This window comes from Streptomyces sp. NPDC006384 (assembly GCF_042870695.1).
Lineage (GTDB): Bacteria > Actinomycetota > Actinomycetes > Streptomycetales > Streptomycetaceae > Streptomyces.
In genome coordinates, this window is sequence record NZ_JBIAHR010000010.1 from 90765 (window position 1) to 112909 (window position 22145).

The following is a 22145-nucleotide window of genomic DNA, read 5'->3' on the forward strand; positions in this document are numbered from 1 at the left end:
CGTCACCGCGGACGGGCGCGACTCAGCCCAGGTCGGGCTCCTCGCGCACCTCCACGACCGGCGTGAGGCAGCCGTCCAGCTCCAGGACCACGATCTCGTTGCGGCCCGCACGCAGCAGCGGCCACGGCAGGTACAGCGTGCGCTGCGGGCCGCGCGCCTCCCAGTGGCGACCCAGGCAGAAGCCGTTGACCCACACATAGCCCTTGGTGAAACCGGGCAGCGCCAGATGGCCGTCGGCGGGCTCCGCCACGTCCAGGAAACCGCGGTGGAACACCGGCCCGGGCCCCTCCGCGCCCGTCGTCCACGGCAGTCCGTCCGGCGTGCCGTGGGTGAGCGGCACGGTCCGCGCCGACCAGCCGTGCAGCGTCTGCTGGGCGTGCAGGACGGGCCCGGCGCCCTTGCGGTCGCCGATCGCCGCCCCGTAGTTGACCCGGCCCATCGACTCCACGAGCAGCGCCAGGTGCGCCCCGGCGCCCTCGACCGCCATGTCCACGGCGTCCGTCCCCCCGTCGCGTTCGAGTACGCCGAGGAGTGTGCCGTCCACGAACACATGGGCCCGGTCGGCCAGGCGCGGCACGGTCAGGGGGCGGGACCGGCGCGGGCCCGGGACGCGCGTCTCGTACAGCACGAGCCCGTGCTCCAGGCCGAGTTCCTCGAAGGAGGGCGGCTCGGGGGAGCGGACGGCCCCGCCCGGCGACAGCCGGTCCAGCGCGTCGAGGAGCCGGACGGACTCCGTGAGGCGGACCCGGCCCGGCGGCAGCAGCGGCGGCAGCGGCTCGGGGTCGGGCAGCGGCCCTTCGGCGTACTGCTCGAGGACCTCGCGGAAGGCCCAGAACTTGGCCGTGGGCGCGCCGCGTTCGTCGAGGGGCGCGTCGTAGTCGTAGGAGGTCACGGTCGGCTGGTAGGGCTCACCGGTGACCGGGTTCCCGGTGTTGGCCCCGGCCCAGGTGGCGAAGTTGGTGCCGCCGTGCGCCATGTAGAGGTTGACCGAGGCGCCCGTGCCGAGCAGTTCGCGCAGGGTGGCGGCGGCGTCGGCGGGCTCGCGCGTGGTGTGCTTCTCGCCCCAGTGGTCGAACCAGCCGCACCAGAACTCCATGCACATCGGCGGGTCGTCCGGACGGATCCGGGCAAGTTCGGCGAACGCCTCCGTGGCGCGGCTGCCGAAGTTGACGGTGGCCGGATGGCCGGGGACGGTGCCGCCGGTGAGGAAGTGGTCCTCCGGGCCGTCGGAGGTGAACAGCGGTACGTCGACGCCCCGGGCGCGCAGGGCGCCGGCGAGGTGCTCCAGGTAGGCGGTGTCGGTGCCGTACGAGCCGTACTCGTTCTCGATCTGCACCATCAGCACATGGCCGCCCCGGGTGACCTGGTGCCCGGCGATCAGCGGGACCAGCCGGTCGTACCAGCGGTCGACACGGTCCAGGAACCCCGGGTCCGAACAGCGCAGCCGCGCTCCCCGGTCGGACAGCAGCCACCAGGGGAGACCGCCGTTCTCCCACTCGGCGCAGATGTAGGGGGAGGGGCGCACGATCGCGTACAGGCCGGCCTCGCGCGCGGCGCGCAGGAACCCGTCGAGATCGGCCGGGCCCGTGAAGTCGTACGTCCCGGGCCTCGGCTCGTGCAGGTTCCACGGGACGTAGGTCTCCACGGTGTTGAGCCCCATGGCGCGCAACTGGCGCAGCCGGTGCGGCCATTGGGCGGGCAGCGTCCGGAAGTAGTGCATGGCCCCGGACAGGATCCGCAGCGGACGGCCGTCGAGCACGAAACCCTCGGGCGATATCTGGAACACGGGCTTCTCCCGGTGGTGGCCCGGCGTCAGGCGGTGGAGTCCCTGACGCGCGGTTCGGACAGGACGGACAGCCGGTGGCCGGGCCCCGGCGGACCGGCCGGCGCCGCCACGTCGCGGCGGACGGCGACGGCCGACACGCTCAGCTCATCGGCGAGGTCCGCGACCCGCAGCGAGCCGTGCTCACGCAGCCGGCGCAGTATCGCCCGGTGCCTTTCCCCGGCGTGCATGCGGAGTGTCCCCTCTCCCGGTTCCGGCCTGAGCCGGAGTGTAGTGACCGACGGATCGTTCGTGAACGGTTCTGAACGTACGATCAATTTTCTGTGTTAATGAGCGAAGTGTTGACGTTGTCTTTCGTTTGTGCGAAAAACCCACCACCGAGCGCGATTCCCGTGACCGGCGTCCCCCCGACGCCCCGCCCGGACCGGATGCGACGACGCGTCCCCTCTTCCCCCGGAGGTACCTCCCCCGTGCCCCCCACACCTGCCGCCGGCCCCGCCTTCCCGTCCCGCCGCGCCCTGCTGCGCGCACTCGCGGCCGCCACGACCGCCGCCTCCCTGACCGCGCTCGCCGCCCCGGACGCCGTCGCGGCCGACGCGTACGACACCCTCCGCTCCCGGTGGCGCGACCTGACCCTCGGCTCGGGCTTCGACGCCGCCGCCGAACCGTACCGGGGCAAGCTCGCCGCCCTCGGCACCACCGCGACCGCCCTGCGCTCGGCCATGGCCCCCACCACCGGATCGCTGTGGCCCGACCTGCCCTACACCGACCCCGACCCGGACACCGACCCCGAGTCCTACGCGTACTCGGGCCACCTGGCCGTGAGCCACCAGCGGCTGCGCACCCTCACCGAGGCGTACGTCCAGCCCGGCACCGGACTCACCGGGAACCGCACCCTGCTGACCGAGATCCTGGCCGGCCTCGACCGGCTCCACGACGAGGCGTACCACGCGGGCCGGACCCGGTACGGCAACTGGTACGACTGGCAGATCGGCATCCCGCAGGCCCTCCTCGACATCTGCGCGCACCTTTACGACGACCTCGGCGCCACGCGGATCGCGGACCACGTCGCCGCTATCGACCACTTCGTGCCCGACAGCGCCGTCGCCTCCTACACGGGCACCTCCACCGGCGCCAACCGCGTCGACCTGTGCCGTGTCCTCGCCCTGCGCGGCGTCGTCGGGAAGAACCCCGCCAAGCTCGCCCTCGCCCGCGACGCGCTCTCGCCGGTCTTCCCGTACGTCACCTCGGGCGACGGACTGTACGCGGACGGCTCGTTCATCCAGCACACCCACGTGCCGTACGCGGGCTCCTACGGCGCGGTCATGCTCGGCGGGCTCTCCCTCCTCCTCGCCCTGCTGAGGGGATCCGACTGGGAGATCACCGACCCGAACCGCCAGATCGTCCTCGACTCGGTCGAGAAGGCGTACGCGCCCTTCCTCTTCAACGGCCTGGCCATGGACAGCGTCTCCGGCCGCGCCCCCAGCCGAGGCGTGCAGAAGGGCGACACCCGCAGGATCCGCCAGGACGACCACCTGCGCGGTCACGGCATCATCGCGGCCGTCGCGCTGCTGGCCCGGAGCGCCTCGGACACGGAGAGAACCCGCTGGGAGGGCATGGTCAAGGGCTGGATCGCCCGCGACTCGGTCAGCCCGGTCCTCGGCGACCCGCTGCTGAGCGTGGCCCAGCTCGCCCGCCTCAAGGCGGTGGCCGACGGCGGCGCGGCGGCCGTGCCGGAGCCCACCGGACACAGGCTCTTCCCCGGCATGGACAGGGCGGTCCACCGCCGCCCCGGCTGGGCCGCGAACGTCTCCATGGCCTCGAACCGCATCACCTTCTACGAGAACGGCAACGGCGAGAACCTGCGCGCCTGGCACAGCGGCTCCGGAATGCTCTACTGGTGGGGCGGGGACTTCGCGAACGACCAGTACAGCGACAGCTTCTGGCCCACCGTCGACCCCTACCGGCTGCCCGGCACCACCGCCTCGAGGAAGCCCCTCGCCGACGGCGAGGGCGGCGCCTGGGGCGCACCCCGGCCCGACGTGCGCTGGGTCGGCGGCACCACCGACGGCACCTTCGCCGCGGTCGGCCAGTACCTCAAGGGACTGTCCTCCACGCTGCGGGCGAAGAAGTCCTGGTTCTTCCTCGACGACGCGATCGTCTGCCTCGGCGCCGGCATCCACTGCCGCGACGGCGCCGGCGTCGAGTCGGTCGTCGACAACCGCAACCTCGGCGACAGCGGTACGCACACGCTCACCGTCGACGGCACCGCGCAGCCCGGCACCCTCGGCTGGACCGCCGCCTTCGGCGCGGCCGGGTGGGCGCACATCGACGGCCACGGCGGCTACGTCTTCCCGGGCGGCGCCCCGCTCAGGGCGCTGCGCGAGGCGCGCACCGGCTCCTGGTCCCGCATCAACACCGGCGGCACCACCGACGCGATCACCCGCCGTTACCTGACCCTGTGGTTCGCCCACGGCACCGACCCGACCGCCGCCGGCTACGCGTACGTCCTGATGCCCGGCGCCTCCGCCGCGCGGACCGCGGCCCGCGCCGCCGACCCCGGCTGGCTGTGCGTCCTCGCCAACACCGACAACCAGCAAGGGGTCTTCGTACCGTCGCTGGGCTTCACCGGCGTCAACTTCTGGTTCGCGGGCACGGTGGGCGACGTGACGGCCGGCGCCCCCGCCGCCGTGATGATCCGGGTCTCGGGGGCCACGGCCACGGTGTGCGTCTCCGGGCCGCTGCGGGACGGGGCGGCCATCGACCTCACCTGGAACCGGGCGGTCTCGGCGGTCACCTCGAAGGACCCCACCGTCCAGGTGCTGTCCACCGGCGCGGCGGTGAAACTGCGCATCACCCCCGGCACCCTGGGCGCCACGCACAGGGCGACGCTCACCCTGGGCTGACGGCGGAGCCGCCGCCCGGGGGCCCGGTGGGGCCGTACCGCCGAGGACCGCCCGGCGCGTCGGGGCCTCAGCGTGCCAGCGGCACGGTGATCTCCTTCAGCCAGGCGCCGCGCGCGAAGTCGCGGGCCTTGATCACGACGCTGTCGCGGTCCACCTCGACCTGGAGGCCCTGGTTGAAGGCACCGCCGACGGCGACCTCGCCGCCCTTGCCGTCGTCCCGGTAACCGGTCTGGATGGCCCCGGTGTTGACGACGGTGAACCCGCTGAGGTTCGCCGTGCCGGGCACGACACGGCGCACCACCCAGTCGGAGAGGTCCAGGTCCCAGTGGGTGTGGCCGGAGAAGAGGAAGACGTCGGGGTGGCGGCCGAGCAGGCCCAGGAGACGGTCGGCCTGCAGGTAGTCGCCCGTGTAGAGCTTGTTGCGGGTGCCGGAGACCGTGTTGGGCAGCGGGTGGTGGGTGATCACCATGACCGGCCTGCGGCGGCGCGACCAGTACCACAGACGGTCCTCCAGCCACGCGAACTGCTCGTCGCTGATCCACACCTCGTCCCAGAGCTTCGCGTCGTGGTAGTGCGAGTAGCGCTCGGTGCCGAGGGTGAGGACGGGGACGCCGCCGAAGGACCTCTCCTCGTACACACGGCCGCGCCGGGCGAAGCGGTAGAAGCTGCGGAAGAGGGATTCCTCGGTGGTGCCGTTGGGCCAGGTCTCCTGGGACAGGGTGTCCGGGTCGCGCCACTTCGGCACGTAGAACTCGTGGTTGCCGATCGCCCAGGCCACCTGCGAGGGGTGGGAGTGGCGCCGCAGTTCGGCGGTGACCTCGGCGTACTCGAAGTCGTAGCCGCGCGGTGTGATGTCACCGGCGACGGCGAGCCCCGCGCTGCGCGGGTTGACGGCCGCCATGTCGTCCAGGGCCCGGCCGAAGTCGCGCAGGTCTCCCTGGATGTCGCTGATGACGTTGAACCGTACGACGTCCCGCCCGTGCGGCCGCTGTGCGAGGGCCTCGGGCGCGGCGGCCGGAGCGGCGTGCGCCTGTGCGGTGCCGGCGGCGGTCACCAGGGTGCCGCCGGCCGCGGCGGCGAGGAGAGATCTGCGGTCCATCTGCGACTCCGTGTCCGTGAAGCGTGCGGGTGTGCGAACGATCAAGATCACGCCGTCGGGTGCACTCCGTCCCATCTGCGAAGGACACGTCCGTGTACCGGACATGAACGTGCGGGCCCGGCCGCCCTCCCCGCATCCGGCCCGTACGCGCTGCGGCGGACCGGCCGGCCCGGGCCGCCAGGCGGAACCGTCGTCCGGGAACCCGGCGCCGGTCGTCGACGTGCGGTTGTCGTCGTGATCCTCCGCGGTGGTCCCGTAGCCCCCGGCCGGGCCGGCGCCGTCCGCCGCCGGGGTGACAGCGTAGGCGGCGTCCGGTGCCACGGCCATGGTCCACGGCGGCCGGCCTTCACACGTGAGCGGTTGTCAGGGGTGCGTCCGGGGCGCGTTCGCGCACGGCCCGGTCCGCGTCGGCGGCCGCGACGCCGACGACGACGAGCAGGTCCCGCACCGTCAGCTCCACGGCGAGCCGTACCGCCTCCGCCTCGGGCCCCGTCTCCTCCGCCGGCGGGACGCGCGCCGCGACGGCGAGCGCGGTGCGCACGCACCGGCGGCGCGCGGCGACGTCGGGCGGGGACGCCGCGTACGTCTCCAGCGCGTCGGCGAGCGCCTTGGCGCTCGCGTCCGGCCGCGGCCCGGCGCCGGACGGCCGCACGGTGTCCGCAGAGGCGTCGGCGGTCAGCCGGGCCAGGGTGAGGCAGCTGTTGCCGAGCATCCCGAGCCGCAGCGCGGCATCGCTCATCTCCTGGACCACGCCCCGGCGCAGACGCCAGCGGGGCGTGCGCCGGGCCACGCTCACCATGTCGGTACGGGCCTGGTCCACATCGTGCAGCAGCTGGTACAGCGAGCGGGTCTCCAGCGGCAGGAGCTGCCCGGGGTCGCTCCCGTGCGTCCGGGTCGCCAGCAGCAGGATCCTGGCGACCCCCTCCAGCGCGGCGGCCTCGGCGCGCCGCAGCAGCTTCAGCGGATGGACGGGGAAGAACAGCTGGCTGAAGACCAGCGCGACCGCGACGCCGACCAGCACGTCCAGGATCCGGTCGATCCCGGCGAGCCTCCCGGACGCGACCGCGATCACCGCGCTCACGCCGGCCTGCGCCATGGTCACCCGTTCGCCGTCGAGGACCAGGGCGACCAGCAGGGCGGCCCACACGGCGCAGCCCACTGCCAGGGATCCCGCCGTGTGACCGAGCACCTCGTAGGCGGCCTGGCCGATCAGCACACCGCACACCACGCCGATGACCACCCGGACCGCGTTGCTGCCCCGGCCGCCGAGGGGGGAGTTGAGCGCCACCAGCGTGGAGACCGGTGCGAACAGGGGCACGTGGTGGTCGAACAGGATCCGGGCCACCCACCACGACAGACCGCAGGCCACCGCCTGCTGCACGAGGGGCCACATCTGCCCGCGCGCCCGCTGCCATGCCCCGGCGACCATCGCGCCCTCCGGTCCTGTGCCCGTCCGCACTTCTGTCCCGGCCTCCGCGGCGGCCCTCCGGCTCCCGGCATCCGGCTCCCGGCTTCCGGCTCCCGGCTCCCGCGGGGACCTTCCGGCCTCCGCGGACAGGGGACGGATCTCCCGCCCCGAAGCCTGCCGCATCCGCATCCCCGGACGTGCGGGCCGGGGACCGGACGGGCCAAGCCGTTCACCCGACCCGCCGACGGCTCGTGCGAGCCGGTGAGGAGCGGTGCGCGCAGGGCTATGCATCACCGCACGGCCATGCGGCACCGACGCGAGGCTGCCGGCACCGCAGAGGCCGTGCACGGGCAGCCGGGGGTGACGGCGGCGGCTGACGCGGACCCGGCCCGGCCGGGCCGGATGTCCACACGAAGCGCGAGGACACGACATGGTGCAGGGGTACTCCCGCGAGCCGGGGACGCAGGGGCCGTTGACAGCAGTGCCCGCGGCCGGCCTCCGGAAGATCAGACGATGGGCGATCACGATCGCCGTGGGCGGATTCCTGTTCGGTTTCGATACGGGTGTGGTCTCGGGGGCGCTGCTGTACATCCGCGACGACCTCGGCCTGAACTCCTTCGAGCAGGGCAGCGTCGTCAGCGTGCTGCTCATCGGCTCCGTGATCGGGGCGATGGCGGAGGGGAGACTCGCGGACCGCTGGGGCCGCCGCCGGCTGCTGGGCGTGGCCGGCGCGGTGTTCCTGGCCGGAACGGCACTGGCCGTCTTCGCGACCGGCTACGCGATGCTGCTCGCCGGGCGGGTCGTGCTGGGCCTCGCGGTGGGCGTCGCCTCCGCGCTGGTGCCGGTGTATCTGTCGGAGATCTCGCCGAAGCAGGTCCGCGGTCAGCTGCTGACGCTGAACCAGCTCATGATCACGGTGGGCATCCTGGTCGCCTACCTGGTGAACCTGCTGTTCGCCGGCAGCGGCGGATGGCGGCAGATGTTCGCCTGCGGCGCCGTGCCCGCGGTCGTCCTGCTGGCCGCCGCCCTGTGGTTCCTGCCGGAGTCGCCGCAGTGGCTGATCACGCACGGACAGGCCGGCCGGGCACGGACCGCGATCGCGTCGGTGACCGACGCCGCGACGGCGGACCGGGTCGTGGAGGAGGCCCGGCGGCGTATCGCGGACGAACGCGCGAAGCAGTCGAAGCGGTCCTCGTCGCACCGGGGGCGGCGGCTGTGGGCGCCGGACGTCCGCCCGGCGCTGGTGGTGGGACTCACGCTGGCGGCGGTGCAGCAGTTCGGCGGCATCAACACGATCATCTACTACGCGCCGACGATCATCGAACAGACGGGACTGACCGCCTCGAACTCGATCTTCTACTCGGTCGCGATCGGAGTCATCAACCTGGTGATGACCCTGGTGGCCCTCAGACTGGTCGACCGTGCCGGACGCCGGCCGATGGTGCTGGTCTCGCTGGCCGTCATGGCGGTGTCGGTGTTCCTCCTGGGCCTGGCCTTCGTGGCGGAGCTGTCCTCGGGGCTCACCCTGCTGTTCATGGTCGTCTACATCGCGGCGTTCGCCGGCGGGCTGGGACCGGTGTTCTGGACGCTGATCGGTGAGATCTTCCCGCCGTCGGTCCGCGCGGAGGGCTCCAGCGCCTCCACCGCCGTGAACTGGATCTCCAACTTCGTCGTCAGCCTCATGTTCCTGCCGCTGGCGAACGTGCTGGGACAGGGCGAGACGTTCTGGATCTTCGCCGGGATCTGCACGCTGGCCTGCGTGTTCGTGGCGCGTTTCGTGCCGGAGACGCGGGGCCGCGGACCGGAGGAGATCGAGCGGGACCTGGACCGGCGCTTCGGCCGGGACCCAAAGCCACCGGTCACGGCGAACCCCACCTGACGTCCCCCGACCCCTCATCAGGCACCGACCCCCGGAACGGAACACCGAACCGACATGACCGAGACCGCACTGCCCCCGACCGACCTGGAACCCTCCGACGCCCTGGTGCTGTACGGCATCTCCGGGGACCTCGCCCGCAAGATGCTGCTGCCCGCGCTCTACCAGCTCAGCGCCGCCGGCCGGCTGACCGTGCCGGTGATCGGGGTGGCCGCCGTCGACTGGGACGACGAGACGCTGCGCACCAGGGCCCGTGAGGCGGTCACCGCCACCGGCACGGCCGTCGACGAAGAGGCCTTCGCCCGCTTCGCCGCCGGACTGTCGATCGTCACCGGCGACCTCGCCGACGACGCCACGTTCGGGAAACTGCGCGACAAGGTGACCGGACTCGGTTTCGTCACCCACTACCTGGCCGTCCCGCCGGGCCTGTTCACCACGGTCGCCGCGGCACTGGGCCGCACCGGCCTGAACCGGAACGCCCGGCTGGTGGTGGAGAAGCCGTTCGGACACGACCGGGCGTCGGCACGCGCCCTGCAGGCGGAACTCCATCAGTACTTCGACGACGACCACCTGCTGCGGGTGGACCACTTCCTCGGCAACGCGGCGGTGGAGTCGCTGATGGTCGTGCGCTTCGCGAACACGCTGCTCGCACCGGTCTGGCACCGCTCGTACGTCGACAACGTGCAGATCAGTCTCGCGGAGGACTTCGACGTCGCGGACCGCGGCTCGTTCTACGACGCGGTCGGCTGCCTGCGGGACGTGGTGCAGAACCACATGCTCCAGGTGCTGGCACTGCTGGCGATGGACCCGCCCAGCACGGCCACCCCGACCGCGCAGGGCCTGGAGAAATGGCGGGTGCTGCACGCGGTGCGGCCGATGGACCCGGCGGTGACGGTGCGGGGCCAGTACCGCGGCTACCTCGACGTGCCGGGCGTCGCCCCGGACTCCCGCACCGAGACCTACCTGGCCACCACCCTGTACGTGGACAACTGGCGCTGGGCGGGCGTCCCGTTCCACCTGCGCAGCGGGAAGGCGCTGGCGGTGTCGGCCACCGAGGTGGTGGTCGAGCTGAAGCAGCCACCGCTGGAGCTGTTCCGGGGCCGTCACGGCCAGGTGCCGCCGAATCTGGTGCGCTTCCGGATCGACGGGGACATGGGCATCCGCACGGACCTGCTCGTCCGCAAGGCCGAGGCGGACGGAGTCCCGTCCCTGGCACCGGTCGGGGTGGACTACGGAAAGCTCCCCGGCCGGCTGGAGCAGCCCTACGAGACGATCCTCGCGAACGCCGTGAACGGCGACCCGGAGTCCTTCGCCTTCTACCCGACGATCATGGAATGCTGGCGCATCGTCGAACCGCTGCTCGCACCGCAGGAGCCGCCGCTGCCGTACGACCCGGGCACATGGGGCCCGGAGCCGGCGGCGCACCTGCCCGGCCCCTCCGGCTGGCACCCCCTGGGCCCGACCCTTTTCCCCCGGCACCTGCCCCCTGCCACCTGAACGCCCTCGCCGCGCCCGGACCGCCGCCCCTCACCGAGCCGGGCGAGGGGAGGCGGTCCGGCGGACTCAGTGGAGGCAGAGGCAGAACGGATGACCGGCCGGGTCCGCGTAGACCCGCCAGTTGGCCTCCGCGCGGAGCTGGTCCGTCCGCTCCAGCACGCTCGCGCCGAGAGCGAGCGCCCGCTTCTCCTCGGCGTCGAGGTCGTCCACGTCGAAATCCAGATGGAGCTGCTGCGGGCGCTCCTGCCCGGGCCATTCGGGCGGCCGGTAGCCGTCCACCCGCTGGCAGGCCAGCGGGGTCCCCTCAAAACCGTGCACCTCGACCCAGTCGGGATCGTCCGGGTCCGGGACCACCCGGCCGCCGAGCAGCTCCGCGTAGAACCCGGCGAGCCGGACCGGGTCGGCGCAGTCCAGCGCCACCGCCTGCAGTTTTCGGATCACTTCCGACACCTCTCGCTCTTCGGCCGCTCGCGCGACGCCCCGTACCGCAGGGGGCGTACCCGCCACCGCGCCGGACATGCGCGGCGACACGCCCGGCCCCGCCCGCACGGCGTGCGGCGGCGGACGCGGGGGATGGGCCGACCTGATGAAAGGCGGCGGGGGAGCCGACCTGCCCGGGACGGAAGGGGTACGCCCCGGTAGCGGGATCCGCGTCGGCACCGGCGCGGACCCTCGAGACGTGCCACGGAACGGGAGGCTCCTCATGGGCGACAGGCCCACTACCGGATCGGCCGCCAGGACGACGTCCGACCTGATCGTCGAACGACTGCTCGACTGGGGCATCGACACCTGCTTCGGCATCTGCGGTGACCAGATCAACGGTTTCTTCGAGGCGCTGCGCACCCACCCGCGGATGCGGTTCGTCCACGTCCGGCACGAGGAGAACGCGGCACTGGCCTGCGTCGGCTACGCCAAGTTCACCGGCAGGCCCGCCGTGTGCGTGGCCACCGCCGGCCCCGGCGCGGTGCACCTGCTCAACGGCCTGTACGACGCCCGGATCGACGGCGCGCCGGTGATCGCGATCACCGGACTGTCCTACCACGACACCATCGGCGCCCACTTCCTGCAGGACCTCCCCTCCGACCGGCTGCTCGAGCACGCCTGCCTGTTCTCCGAGCGCGTCATGGGCCCCGCCCACGCGCAGACCGCCACCGACCTGGCCGTGCGCAGCGCCATGATGAACCGCACGCCCTCGCACCTGGCCGTCCCCATCGACGTCCAGTCCTTCACCCTCGGACAGGACACGGCGTCCCCGAAGAACGTGGCCGGCCACCTCTCGCTCGCCCCGCAGCCCTTCACGGTCGTACCCGACGAGGAACAGCTGCGTGCCGCCGCGGAGGTCCTCAACGGCTGCGAGCGCGTCGCGATCTGCGCGGGGGCGGGCGCCCGCGGGGCCGGCGAGGTGCTGGAGCGGGTGGCCGACGTGCTCGGGGCGCCGATCGTCAAGGCCGGACTGGGCAAGGACTGCGTACCGGACGACAGCCCCTATACGACCGGCGGCATGGGGCTCATCGGCACCCGCGCCTCCCACGAGGCGTTCGAGACCTGCGACGGGTTCCTCATCGTCGGCTCCTCCACCCCCTACTACGAGTTCTGGCCGAAGCCGGGCCAGGCCCGCGGGGTGCAGATCGACCTCAACGCGGACCGCATCGGCATGCGCTACCCCGTCGAGGCCGGCCTCGTCGGACACGCCCGGGGCGTGCTGGAGCGCCTGCTGCCGCTGCTGGAACGCAAGACCGACCGTTCGTTCCTCGACACCGCGCAGGAGACCTACCGGCGGTGGTGGGAGCTGATCGGCGAGCAGGCCGCGAGCTCCGGCACCCCCATGCGGCCGCAGGTGGTCACCTGGGAACTGTCGAAGGCGCTCCCCGACCGGGCGATCGTCACCGGCGACGCCGGCACGGTCACCGCCTGGGGCGGCCGGCTGCGGCTGCGCCGGGGAATGCAGTACTCCTTCTCCGGCACCCTGTGCACCATGGGCTCGGCCCTGCCCTACGCCATCGGCGCCCAGTGCGCCCACCCGGACCGGCCGGTCGTCGCCTTCACCGGCGACGGCTCGATGAGCATGGGCCTGGGCGAGCTGGCCACCCTCGCCCAGTACAACCTGCCCGTCAAGGTGGTCGTCCTGCGCAACGACGCCCTGGCGCTGGAGGTGTGGGAGCAGACCGCTCTGCTGGGCAACCCCCAGTCGGAGTGCGGGCTGCACCCCGTCGACTTCGCCGCCGTCGCCCGGGCGTGCGGGCTGCGCGCCTTCCGCATCGAGGAGCCCGCGCAGGCCGCCGGGGTGTTCGCCGAAGCGATGGCGACCGACGGTCCCTGCCTGATCGAATGCGTCACCGACCCCTACGAGGCCCCCTTCGGTGAGAGCCTCCAGCCCACCCACGCCCAGCACATCGCCCAGGCGTTCGGCCGGGGCGAGCCCGCCGCCCGGGCGATGGCCCGCAACCTGCTCGAACCCGGCCGTGTCGCCCTCTCCCCGGCCCTCCAGCAGCACCACGACGACCTCGCCCGCTACCGCTGACCGCGCTGACCGGCCGCCGAGCCAGCCTCCCGCTCACGGGCGCTTGTGGACGACGCCCTCCTTCATCACGAAGTCGACCCTGCCGGTGACCGCGATGTCGCTGAACGGGTCGCCGGGCATGGCGACGACGTCGGCTCTCCGGCCCGGCGCGAGCACGCCGAGGTCGTCGAGTTCCAGCAGCTCGGCGGCGACACTGGTCGCGGCCCTCAGGGCGCGGACCGGGGTGATGCCGGTGGAGACCATGGTGGGGAACTCCTTCCAGTTCTCCGCGTGCGGGAACATGCCGGCGTCGGTGCCGAAGGCGACCTTGACGTCGGAGTCCGCGACATGGTCCGCGCCGTCCAGCAGGGCCTTTTGATGGACCCTGTACTTGTGGCGCTTCACGGCGGGCTGGTCCGCCCAGAAGGCGTCGTCGTCGACGTGGCGGGCGTCGTCGAGGGTGGTGAACTGGGTCGGCACCAGGTAGACGCCCTTGTCGATCATGATCTGCAGTGTCTCGGCGGTGGCGAGATTGCCGTGCTCGATGCTGCGCACCCCGGCGCGCACCGCCCGGCGCACGCCTTCGTCGCCGTAGCAGTGCGGGGTCGCGTGCCGGCCCAGATCGCGGGCGGTCGCGACCAGGGCGTCCATCTCCTCCTGGCTGTACGTCGTCTGCGCCGGATCGTCGGAGGGGCTGGAGAACCCGCCGGTGGCACCGAACTTGATCCAGTCGGCACCGGCGCGGATCTCGGTGCGGACCCGGCTGCGGATCTCGTCGCAGCCGTCGGCCGAGGCCAGTTCCATCAGCCGGTGCCGGCCCTGGTACTGGCCGTCCAGCACACCGGAGAAGTCGCCGTGCCCGCCCCGCGCGGAGATCAGGTGCGGGGCCACCAGCATGCGCGGGCCCTCGATCAGTCCCGCGGCGATCGCGTCGCGCAGATCGACGGTGTTGTACCCGGTGTCGGCGGTCATCAGGTCCCGGACCGTGGTGAACCCGTTGAGCAGCATCGTCCTCAGCACCGGGATCGCCGCCAGCGCGGTCGCCGTGGCCGAGCGGGTCAGGACCGGGAAGATCGACGGGTCGACGGTGACATGGGTGTGGCAGTCCATGAACCCGGGGGTCACCGTGTGCCCGGTCAGGTCGATCACCGTGGCGCCGCCGGGGTCCGGGATCCTCTCGTCGATCCTGGAGATCCGGCCCTTCTCCACCAGGACGTCGCGGACCCCGGCGGGCGTGTCGCTCACTCCGTCCCACACGGTGGCACCGGTCAGCAGTGTGGTCATCGCAGTCCTTTCCGTACGGGGCCGTACGGTCGGCGGGACGGCGAGCCGCCCGTCGGAGCGCCCGGCACCAACGGCTTCCCCCACTTCCATCAGGACACCGCCCGCCACCGTCGGCAAGCCGGGGCGGAACGGGTGCGGTGCCCACTGCCCGCGGATTCCCCGGCGAAGGGTCAGCGGGGAGCCGGCGCGTGCTCGGCCGCGGCCTGTGCGGCGGCCGAGAGGATCGCCTCGACGGCGGACGTGTAGATCGCCTTCTGGGACACGGCGGTCAGCTCGCCGGCGTGCTTCGCCGTCGCCGGGTACCGGCTCTCGGACAGGCGGGAGTAGACGCGGGTCCAGGCCGAGTCGTCCTTCTCGCGGTCCTCGGGGGCGAGCGAGCCGAGCGAGGCGGAGTGGGCGCACAGGCCGAGGACGGTGTCGATGAAGGTGCGGTAGAAGAGCACGGCCCGGGCGGGCGGCAGACCGGCGCGTTCGAAGGCGGAGAGCAGCAGCTCCACCATGCGCTGCTCGGCGGGACCGCCGGTGGTGCGGGCGAAGCTGAGCAGGGTGATGGCCGGGAAACGGGTCTGGTAGGCCCAGGTGACGTCGGCGATGCGGCGCAGCGTGTCCTGCCAGGCCTCCTCCTCGGGCACGTCACCGATCTCGTCGAGTTCGATCTCGATCGTCCGCTCGCACAGGGCGAGGACGAGTTCGTCCTTGTCGCGGAAGAGCCGGTAGAGGACGGAGACGTCCACGTCGAGCTCCTGGGCCAGCCTGCGCATGGTCAGACCGGCCGCGCCCTCCCGCTCGGCGAGCTGGAACGCGGCGTTCACGGCGGCTTCCCGCCGCACGCTTCTGCGCTGGCGCGGCCCGCTCCTGCGGGCGGTGCCCGTCCTGGGCGCTGCCGGGGACGTGGATGCCGTGTTCTTCGCCATGGGGACTCGGTCTTCTCGGTCGGGGGCCGGGTGACGACCTTACCAACGGGCCGGAAACTCTGTTGCCAACACCGTTGACAACAGGGTGGCGAATCGGGTTCCGTGTCGCAGGTCGCGCCGCCGCCGGCCTCGCCCGCCGGGCCCGGCCGCGAGCGGCAGCCCCTGCGCGTTCCCGTTTTCCGTCGCGGCCCGTCCGCCGCGGCCCGTCCGTCGTCCCAGGAGTCCCCATGAGCCGGTATCTGCGCATCGCCCTCGTCCAGACGTCCGCGGAGTCCCTCGAGGACTTCGCCGACGGACTGCGCCGGCGCATGAAGTCCCCCAACGCCGCCCAGCTCGTCGTCTATCCGGAACTGCACCTGTGCTCACTGGGCGTGGAGTCGATGTCCGAGCAGGAGGCCATCGGCCTGTACGCGGAACCGCTCGACGGCCCGCGCGGCCGGGCGCTCGGCGCCCTCGCCCGCGAACTGGGCGTCTGGCTCGTCCCCGGAACGGTCCTGGAACGCGCGGAGGACGGCTCTGTGTACAACACCGCGGTGGTCTACAACCCGGACGGGGAGCGGGTCGCCGCCTACCGCAAGATCTTCACCTGGCGCCCCTACGAGCCGTTCTGCGTCGGCCGCGAGTTCGTCGTGTTCGACATGCCCGGTCACGGCCGGGTGGGCCTGTCGATCTGCTACGACAGCTGGTACCCGGAGGTCACCCGGCATCTGGCGTGGATGGGCGCCGAACTGGTGATCAACCTGGTCCAGACCCCGACGACGGGCCGGACGCAGGAGATCCCCCTCAACCAGGCGAACGCCATCGTCAACCAGATCTGGGTGGCCAGCGTCAACGGCGCGTCCCCCACCGCCCACGGCGGGACCCTGCTCGTGGACCCGGAGGGACACTTCCAGATCCCGGCCGCCGGCATGGAGGACGCCACCTTCGTGGGCGTCGTCGACTTCGACCGGGTCGGCGCGGCGCGCACCCACGGCACGAGCGGTGACTCCTGGCCCTGGGAACACTTCCGGGAAGGCGACAGCCGCCTCGAACTCCCGCTGTACAACGGCTACATCGACCCGGCCACCTGGCGCCCGGCCGTCGCGCCCGAGGCGGCCGCCGCGCCGCGCCCCGCCGCCCAGGCCGGCACCGCCCAGGACGGTGCCGGCCGTGAGTGAGACCTCCGCGGGGCTCGCCCCCAGACTGTCACTGGCCTCCGTGGTGACCTTCGGGCTCGCCTACATGGCGCCCAGCCTCGTGATGGTGCTGTTCGGCGTCATCGCCGCGGCCAGCGCGGGCACCGCCCCGACCGCGTTCCTCGTGGCCACCGGCGCGATGTGCCTCACCGCCCTCAGCTACGCCAAGATGGCCCGGCACTTCCCGGTCTCCGGATCGGCGTACGGCTACGCCCGCAAGGTGCTGGGCGGGCGGGCCGGGTTCCTCGTCGGCTGGCTCGTCCTGCTGGACTACCTGTTCCTGCCGATGGTCGCCTGGCTCGTCCAGTCCGTGTACCTCAACGCGCAGTTCCCGGCCGTCCCGGTCTGGGCGTGGATGCTCCTGAACGCCGGACTGACCACCCTGGTCAACATCATCGGCGTCTCGCTGGCCGACCGTGTCAACAAGCTCCTGACCGGGTTCGCGGTCCTCCTGGTGCTGCTGTTCGTCGCCTACTGCCTGGTCCACCTCACGGACCACGAGCCGCGGTCGTACACGGCGCCGCTGTGGAACGCGGACAGCGGGCTCGCCGGCATATCGGCCGCCGCGGCCGTCGCCGCCTACTCCTACCTCGGCTTCGACGCCGTCACCACGCTCTCCGAGGAGACCCGTGACGCGCGGCGCACCATCCCCCGCGCCGTCGTCCTCGTCGTCGCGATCGGAGGCCTGCTGTTCGCCGCGGTCGCCTACATCATGCAACTCGTGCACCCGGGCGGCCGGTTCACGGACCCGGACATCGTCTCGTACACGATGTCCGTGCAGGTCGGCGGTCAGACCTTCGCCGACTGGACGAACATGGCCACCATCATCGCCGGTTTCGCCTCGGGTCTCGCCGTGCAGCTCAGCTCCAGCCGCCTGCTGTACAGCATGGGCCGGGACGGCGTCCTGCCGCGGCGGTTCTTCGGCGCGCTGCACCCCCGCACGCGGACACCGGTGCTCAGCCTCCTCCTGACGGGGGCGATGTGCCTGACCGGGCTGGACATCGGCCTGCAGACCGCGACGTCGTTCATCAACTTCGGCGCGTTCACGGCGTTCACCGCGGTCAACGTCTGCGTCGTGGTCTTCTACCTCCGCAACCGTGAGGCCGCCGGCGGCGGCGTCCTCGGGTACGTCGTCGTGCCGTCGCTCGGCGCCTGCGTCACCGTCTACCTGCTCACCCGGCTGAGCGCGGACGCGCTCACCATCGGCCTGGTGTGGCTCGCGGCCGGCTGCGGCTACCTGTTCTGGCTCACCCGCGGATTCCGCCGCCCGACCCCCGGGCTCGAGCCGGAGGAGGAGCCGGTACCGGCGGGGTGACACCGCACGCGCCGGCCGGCGTGTGCGGTGCCGCCGCCCGGAGCGCGGGGGAGGGGTGTCACCGGCCGGTGGTCACGCGCACGGCGAGCATGGCCACGTCGTCGTCACCGCCGGCGGGGAGCATGCCGGCCAGGATGTCGTCGCAGAACACTTCGAGAGGCCGCCGGGCCGCTTCGGCGGCCCGGCGGCGCAGCCGTTCCAGCCCCGTCCCGATGTCCTCGTCCCGGCGCTCCACGAGCCCGTCGGTGTAGAGGAGCAGGGTGGAGCCCGGCGGCAGCGGCTCGCGGGCGCTGGTGTACCCGGGGTCGGGGAGGACGCCGATGAGGGGGCCGCGCGCCCCGGACAGGAAGCGGGCCGTGCCGTCGGGGCCGACGAGCAGGGGCGGCGGATGCCCGGCGACGGAGTACTGGAGCCGGAAGCGGCCGGTCGCCCGCTGTTCCAGCCGGGCCAGGACGCAGGTGGCGGTGGTGTCCGGCCGGAGGAGCTGCAGGGACTGGTCCAGGCGGTGGAGGATCGCCGAGGTCGGCTCCTCGCGGTCCAGGGCCAGCCCCCGGAGCATGTTGCGCGCCTGGCCCATCGTGACGGTGGCGGACAGATCGTGCCCGGCCACGTCGCCGACGGTCAGCACGGTGGCCCCGTCCCGCAGCACGAAGACGTCGTACCAGTCGCCGCCGGCCTCGGCGCCCGCGGCGCTCGGCCGGTAGCGGACCGCGATCTCCACCCCGGGCACGTCGGGCGGGGACGTGAGCAGACTGCGCTGCAGGGCGAGCGCCGTGTGCCGGGTGCGCTGGAACTCGAAGGCGTTGTGCAGGGGCGTGTGGACCCGGTCGGCCAGCTCGCGCAGCAGGTCGATGTCGGGGCGGTCGAGCGGGGGCCGGTCGCCGCTGGTCGCCACGACGAGCAGCGCGACGGTCGAGCCGTCCGCGACGACGGGGAACAGGACCACGCTGTTGGCCCGTTCGGGCAGCCAGGGAGCGGTCCCCGCCGCGGCGAGGTCCGGGGGCGGCTCGCCGGGCGGGAACACGGAGAGCACGGGGCGGCCCTGTTCCACGGCGCGGGCGAGCGGTGTGCCCGGCCGCAGGTGTTCCTCGTGATGGGGGGCCAGGTCGGGCAGACCGGGGCGGGTGACGGCGACGAGGCGTTCCGCGGTCAGCGCGGCCCCGGGGGGCCGTTCCAGGGTCTGGGGCAGGAGATAGAGGCAGCAGGTGTCGGCGATGTCGGGCACGATCACATGGCTGAGGGCGTCGAGCATCTCCTCCAGGCCGGCCGTGTCGGCCGTGGCGTCGGTGGCGCGGGCCAGCAGTTCCTCCCGGCGGCCGGCCTGCCACTCCTGCTCGATGTCGGCGCAGGTGCCCACCCATTCGACCAGCGTGTCACCGTCGTGGACGGGGGCGGCGTAGATCGCGAAGTGCCGGTAGCGGCCGTCGGCCAGACGGAGCCGGTAGACACAGGTGAAGTCCGTCGGCACCTCGGCCAGCGCCCGCTGCCACGCCCGGGCGGTCGCCTGCCGGTCGTCGGGGTGGACGGCGTCGAGCCATCCCTCGCCGCGGAACTGCTCCCAGGTCTGCCCGGTCACCCGCTCCCAGGCGGGGCTCGGCTCGATCACCCCGCCCCGCGGACCCGTCACCCACACGATCTGCGAACCGGCGTTGACCAGGCTGCGGTAGCGCAGCAGCGCACGGCGGCGCTGCTCGGCCAGGACCCGGATGCGTTCCGCCGACTCGACCTGTTCGGTGACCTCCACCACGACGGCCAGCACACCGCGTTCGCCGGCCCCGAGCGTGGCCCGGGAGACGCTGAAGTCGAAGTAGCGGGTCCGTCCGGCCGCCGAGCCCGGGTAGGCCACGTCGACGGGGGCGGTGGAGAGCCGTTCCGCGCGCCCCGTGGCGAGGACGCGGTCGAAGATGTCGAAGTAGCCGGTCTGCGCGAGGTCGGGGAACACCTCGCGCAGCGGACGGCCCAGCGGCCGGTCGCCGAAGATGCCCCGGTAGACGGTGTTGAGGTAGGCGAGCCGGTGCTCGGGGCCGCGGGAGACGAGGACCCCCACGGGGGCCGCGTCGAAGACGTCCAGCCCGATCCCGCTCACCAGACGCTGTGGCTCCTCACCCATCACGCACCCTCCGGCGCCTACCGGCCTCGCCGGACCCCTCACCGGCGATCCGCCTCCGTACCGCGTGGCCCCCGCCTCGGCCAACATATGCGACATATGCCGCACCGGCCGCCGGAGGACGTCCTCCCGCACGGCACGGGCCCGCCGGAGCGCGGGCCGGCCGGGGGAGTGCGGGGAGGCCGGGTCCCGTCAGTCCGCGGGGCCGATCAGGAGCAGGGCGATGTCGTCGCCGGGGGCGGGAGCGTGCCGGATGAGGGTGTCGGCCATGGCGTCCAGGTCGGCCGGGTCCGCGTGCTCGAGGAGTCCGGCGAGGGCTTCCGTCGCGTCGTCCGGGTCCACGCCGGGAGCCTCGACCAGCCCGTCGGTGTAGAGGGCGAGCACGCACCCGGGCGGCAGCGGGAACTCCAGGGCCGGGTAGACGGCGTCCGGCTCGATGCCCAGCAGCAGGCCGGGCGCGACCCGCAGCAGTTCGGTGTGCCCGTCGGCGTGCCGCAGCAGGGGCGGCGGGTGCCCGGCGGTGGCCAGGCAGGCGCGGCGGGAGGCCAGGTCGAGGTGGACGTAGACGCAGCTGGCGAACAGGCCGGGGTCGAGGTCGGTGAGCAGGCGGTTGGTGCGTGCCAGGACGTGGTCGGGGGAGACGCCCACGGTGGCGTGCGCGTGCACGGCGGTACGGACCTGCCCCATGAGGGCCGCGGCGTCCACGTTGTGCCCCTGCACGTCGCCGATGGTGGCACCGGCCGTGCGCGCGTCGAGGCGGATGAGGTCGTAGAAGTCGCCGCCGATGCCCAGGCCCCGGGCGGCCGGCAGATAGCGGGCGGCGACCCTCAGACCGGGGACCCGGGGCAGCGTGTGCGGCAGGAGGGCGGACTGCAGGCGGTGGGCGAGGTGGTCCTTGGCGTCGTAGAGCCGGGCACGGTCCAGGGCCTGCCCGACCAGCCCGGCCAGTGAGGTGAGCACCGCGCGCTCACCGGGCGGGAAGCCGCGGGGCCGGTCGTAGGCGAGCAGGAGGGAGCCGATGGGGCGGCCGGAGGCGATCAGCGGAAGGAACGCCCAGGAGGCCATCCCGTCCTCGTGCGTCATGGCGGGATAGTCGCGCTCGAGGTCGGCGAAGGACGTGTAGAAGCCGGGGACGCCGGTGACCAGCACCTCGCTGCCGGGGATGTCCCGGCTCAGGGGGACGGCGTCGAAACGGTCCATGAGCTCGGCGGGATAGCCCCGGTGGCCGAGGATCCGCAGACGGCCGTCCTCGGCCGCCATCAGCGCCATGGCCTGCGCGCCGAGCGCGGGCAGCAACTGGTCCGCGGTCTGCTCGACGACGTCCTGGACGCCGACGGCCTCGGTCAGGGTGGCGGCCAGGTGCATCAGGTGGTACAGCACGGTGGCGCGGCTGGGGCCCGCGGCCGCCGCGGACGGCGGCGCGGGAGCGTCCTCGGCGGAGGCGGTCCGCCGGATGAGGACACTGATGCCGGAGGAGTCCGGGTACAGCTCGAAGGACAGCCACATGTCCGGCGGGCGCAGCACGGTGAAGGTCTGCGGCCGGCGGCTGATCAGCGCGGCGCGGTAGCGGTCCTCGACCTGGGGCACGTCCATCCACGGCAGCGCCTCCCAGGGCAGGGTGCCCAGCAGCTCGGTCACCGATCGGCCGAGGAGCTCGGCGGCGGCCGGGGTCATGAAGGTGATGCGGCCGTTCATGTCCAGCGCGCAGGACCCTCCCGGCAGGCGGTCGGCGAAGGCCGAGACCGCCGCCGCCTCGTCGGGGGCGGGGACGCGCCCGGCCGGTGACGGCAGGGTCCGCGGCCGTCGGACGGGTACCACCGGGTCACCGCGTTCCACCGCCTCCTCCAGGAGCCGGCCCAGACGGCGGCAGCCCCGCTCGACGGCGTCGCGCTCCACCTCGCTCAGCTGTGCCGGACGGGCCCCGGGCCACAGCAGCACCAGCCCGCCCCGCACCGCGGTGTCCGACACGACCGGAGCGGCCGCCAGGGCGAAGTCGTACGGCAGGACGAGCGCCAGCCGGGGATACAGGCGGGCCATCTCCTCCTGGCCGCCGGCCCAGACCAGGCGCCGTTCGCGCACGGCGTCCGCCACCGGCATCGGGTCGTCCTGCGCCACCCGCCGCCACGGGGCCGCGATCTCCTGCGGGATCCCCGCCATCACGGCCAGCCACAGCGCGTCCCCGCCCGGCGGCAGCACGTAGAGCATCCCGCAGAACGCTCCGCTCTGCCGCATCACGGCGGTCAGCGCGGCGTCCATCAGCGGCCCGCCCGGATCGGCGGCC

15 protein-coding genes are annotated in these 22145 nt (G+C 73.2%); 6 read left to right on the plus strand and 9 right to left on the minus strand.

The features are described from left to right. Positions 1 to 22: 22 nt before the first annotated feature. Both ACFYOJ_RS15810 and ACFYOJ_RS15815 read right to left on the minus strand, forming a co-directional pair. Positions 23 to 1786 (minus strand): beta-galactosidase family protein, encoded by a 1764-nt coding sequence (locus ACFYOJ_RS15810; RefSeq protein ID WP_356556780.1) that lies wholly within the window; start codon positions 1784 to 1786, stop codon positions 23 to 25. 26 nt (positions 1787 to 1812) lie between these two features. Beyond that, positions 1813 to 2013 (minus strand): DeoR family transcriptional regulator, encoded by a 201-nt coding sequence (locus ACFYOJ_RS15815; RefSeq protein WP_356556781.1) that lies wholly within the window; start codon positions 2011 to 2013, stop codon positions 1813 to 1815. 240 nt (positions 2014 to 2253) lie between these two features. Between ACFYOJ_RS15815 and ACFYOJ_RS15820 the strand changes: the two genes are divergently transcribed. Beyond that, positions 2254 to 4689 (plus strand): polysaccharide lyase 8 family protein, encoded by a 2436-nt coding sequence (locus ACFYOJ_RS15820; protein ID WP_356556782.1) that lies wholly within the window; start codon positions 2254 to 2256, stop codon positions 4687 to 4689. Between the two features lie 67 nt (positions 4690 to 4756). Here ACFYOJ_RS15820 and ACFYOJ_RS15825 read toward each other — a convergent pair whose 3' ends face one another. Beyond that, positions 4757 to 5788 (minus strand): DUF4073 domain-containing protein, encoded by a 1032-nt coding sequence (locus ACFYOJ_RS15825; RefSeq protein ID WP_356556783.1) that lies wholly within the window; start codon positions 5786 to 5788, stop codon positions 4757 to 4759. A 346-nt stretch (positions 5789 to 6134) separates the two neighbouring features. Next, positions 6135 to 7217: an FUSC family protein gene (locus tag ACFYOJ_RS15830; protein ID WP_356556784.1), complete on the minus strand. Its 1083-nt coding sequence runs from the start codon at positions 7215 to 7217 to the stop codon at positions 6135 to 6137. A gap of 409 nt (positions 7218 to 7626) precedes the next feature. Here ACFYOJ_RS15830 and ACFYOJ_RS15835 point away from each other — a divergent pair, with 409 nt between their 5' ends. Together ACFYOJ_RS15835 and zwf are read left to right on the plus strand one after the other, a co-directional pair. Then, the gene (locus ACFYOJ_RS15835; RefSeq protein WP_356556785.1) at positions 7627 to 9075 is read left to right on the plus strand and encodes a sugar porter family MFS transporter; all 1449 of its coding nucleotides are present in this window, start codon (positions 7627 to 7629) and stop codon (positions 9073 to 9075) included. 54 nt (positions 9076 to 9129) lie between these two features. Further along, complete coding sequence (gene zwf, locus ACFYOJ_RS15840; protein ID WP_356556786.1) at positions 9130 to 10569, plus strand: glucose-6-phosphate dehydrogenase; 1440 nt, start codon at positions 9130 to 9132, stop codon at positions 10567 to 10569. 66 nt (positions 10570 to 10635) lie between these two features. Here zwf and ACFYOJ_RS15845 read toward each other — a convergent pair whose 3' ends face one another. Next, positions 10636 to 11010: a VOC family protein gene (locus ACFYOJ_RS15845; RefSeq protein ID WP_356556787.1), complete on the minus strand. Its 375-nt coding sequence runs from the start codon at positions 11008 to 11010 to the stop codon at positions 10636 to 10638. Between the two features lie 262 nt (positions 11011 to 11272). Here ACFYOJ_RS15845 and ACFYOJ_RS15850 point away from each other — a divergent pair, with 262 nt between their 5' ends. Further along, positions 11273 to 13090 (plus strand): thiamine pyrophosphate-dependent enzyme, encoded by a 1818-nt coding sequence (locus tag ACFYOJ_RS15850; protein WP_356556788.1) that lies wholly within the window; start codon positions 11273 to 11275, stop codon positions 13088 to 13090. Between the two features lie 33 nt (positions 13091 to 13123). Here the strand turns inward: ACFYOJ_RS15850 and ACFYOJ_RS15855 are convergent, their stop codons facing one another. Together ACFYOJ_RS15855 and ACFYOJ_RS15860 are read right to left on the minus strand one after the other, a co-directional pair. Then, positions 13124 to 14353, minus strand: coding sequence for an amidohydrolase family protein (locus ACFYOJ_RS15855; protein WP_356556789.1), 1230 nt, complete (start codon positions 14351 to 14353; stop codon positions 13124 to 13126). Positions 14354 to 14523: 170 nt separating this feature from the next. Next, entirely contained in the window at positions 14524 to 15165 is a 642-nt protein-coding gene (locus tag ACFYOJ_RS15860; RefSeq protein WP_356556790.1) for a helix-turn-helix domain-containing protein, read from the minus strand. A 329-nt stretch (positions 15166 to 15494) separates the two neighbouring features. Between ACFYOJ_RS15860 and ACFYOJ_RS15865 the strand changes: the two genes are divergently transcribed. Both ACFYOJ_RS15865 and ACFYOJ_RS15870 read left to right on the plus strand, forming a co-directional pair. Then, a complete protein-coding gene (locus ACFYOJ_RS15865; protein WP_356556791.1) occupies positions 15495 to 16424 on the plus strand; it encodes a carbon-nitrogen hydrolase family protein in 930 nt (309 codons plus the stop codon). Beyond that, positions 16417 to 17757, plus strand: a complete 1341-nt coding sequence (locus ACFYOJ_RS15870; protein WP_356556792.1) for an APC family permease — start codon at positions 16417 to 16419, stop codon at positions 17755 to 17757. The genes ACFYOJ_RS15865 and ACFYOJ_RS15870 overlap by 8 nt, the downstream gene beginning before the upstream one ends. Before the next feature lie 58 nt (positions 17758 to 17815). Here ACFYOJ_RS15870 and ACFYOJ_RS15875 read toward each other — a convergent pair whose 3' ends face one another. Both ACFYOJ_RS15875 and ACFYOJ_RS15880 read right to left on the minus strand, forming a co-directional pair. Further along, the gene (locus tag ACFYOJ_RS15875; RefSeq protein ID WP_356556793.1) at positions 17816 to 19867 is read right to left on the minus strand and encodes a SpoIIE family protein phosphatase; all 2052 of its coding nucleotides are present in this window, start codon (positions 19865 to 19867) and stop codon (positions 17816 to 17818) included. A 189-nt stretch (positions 19868 to 20056) separates the two neighbouring features. Continuing rightward, positions 20057 to 22120, minus strand: coding sequence for a SpoIIE family protein phosphatase (locus ACFYOJ_RS15880; RefSeq protein ID WP_356556794.1), 2064 nt, complete (start codon positions 22118 to 22120; stop codon positions 20057 to 20059). Between the last annotated feature and the right edge of the window lie 25 nt (positions 22121 to 22145).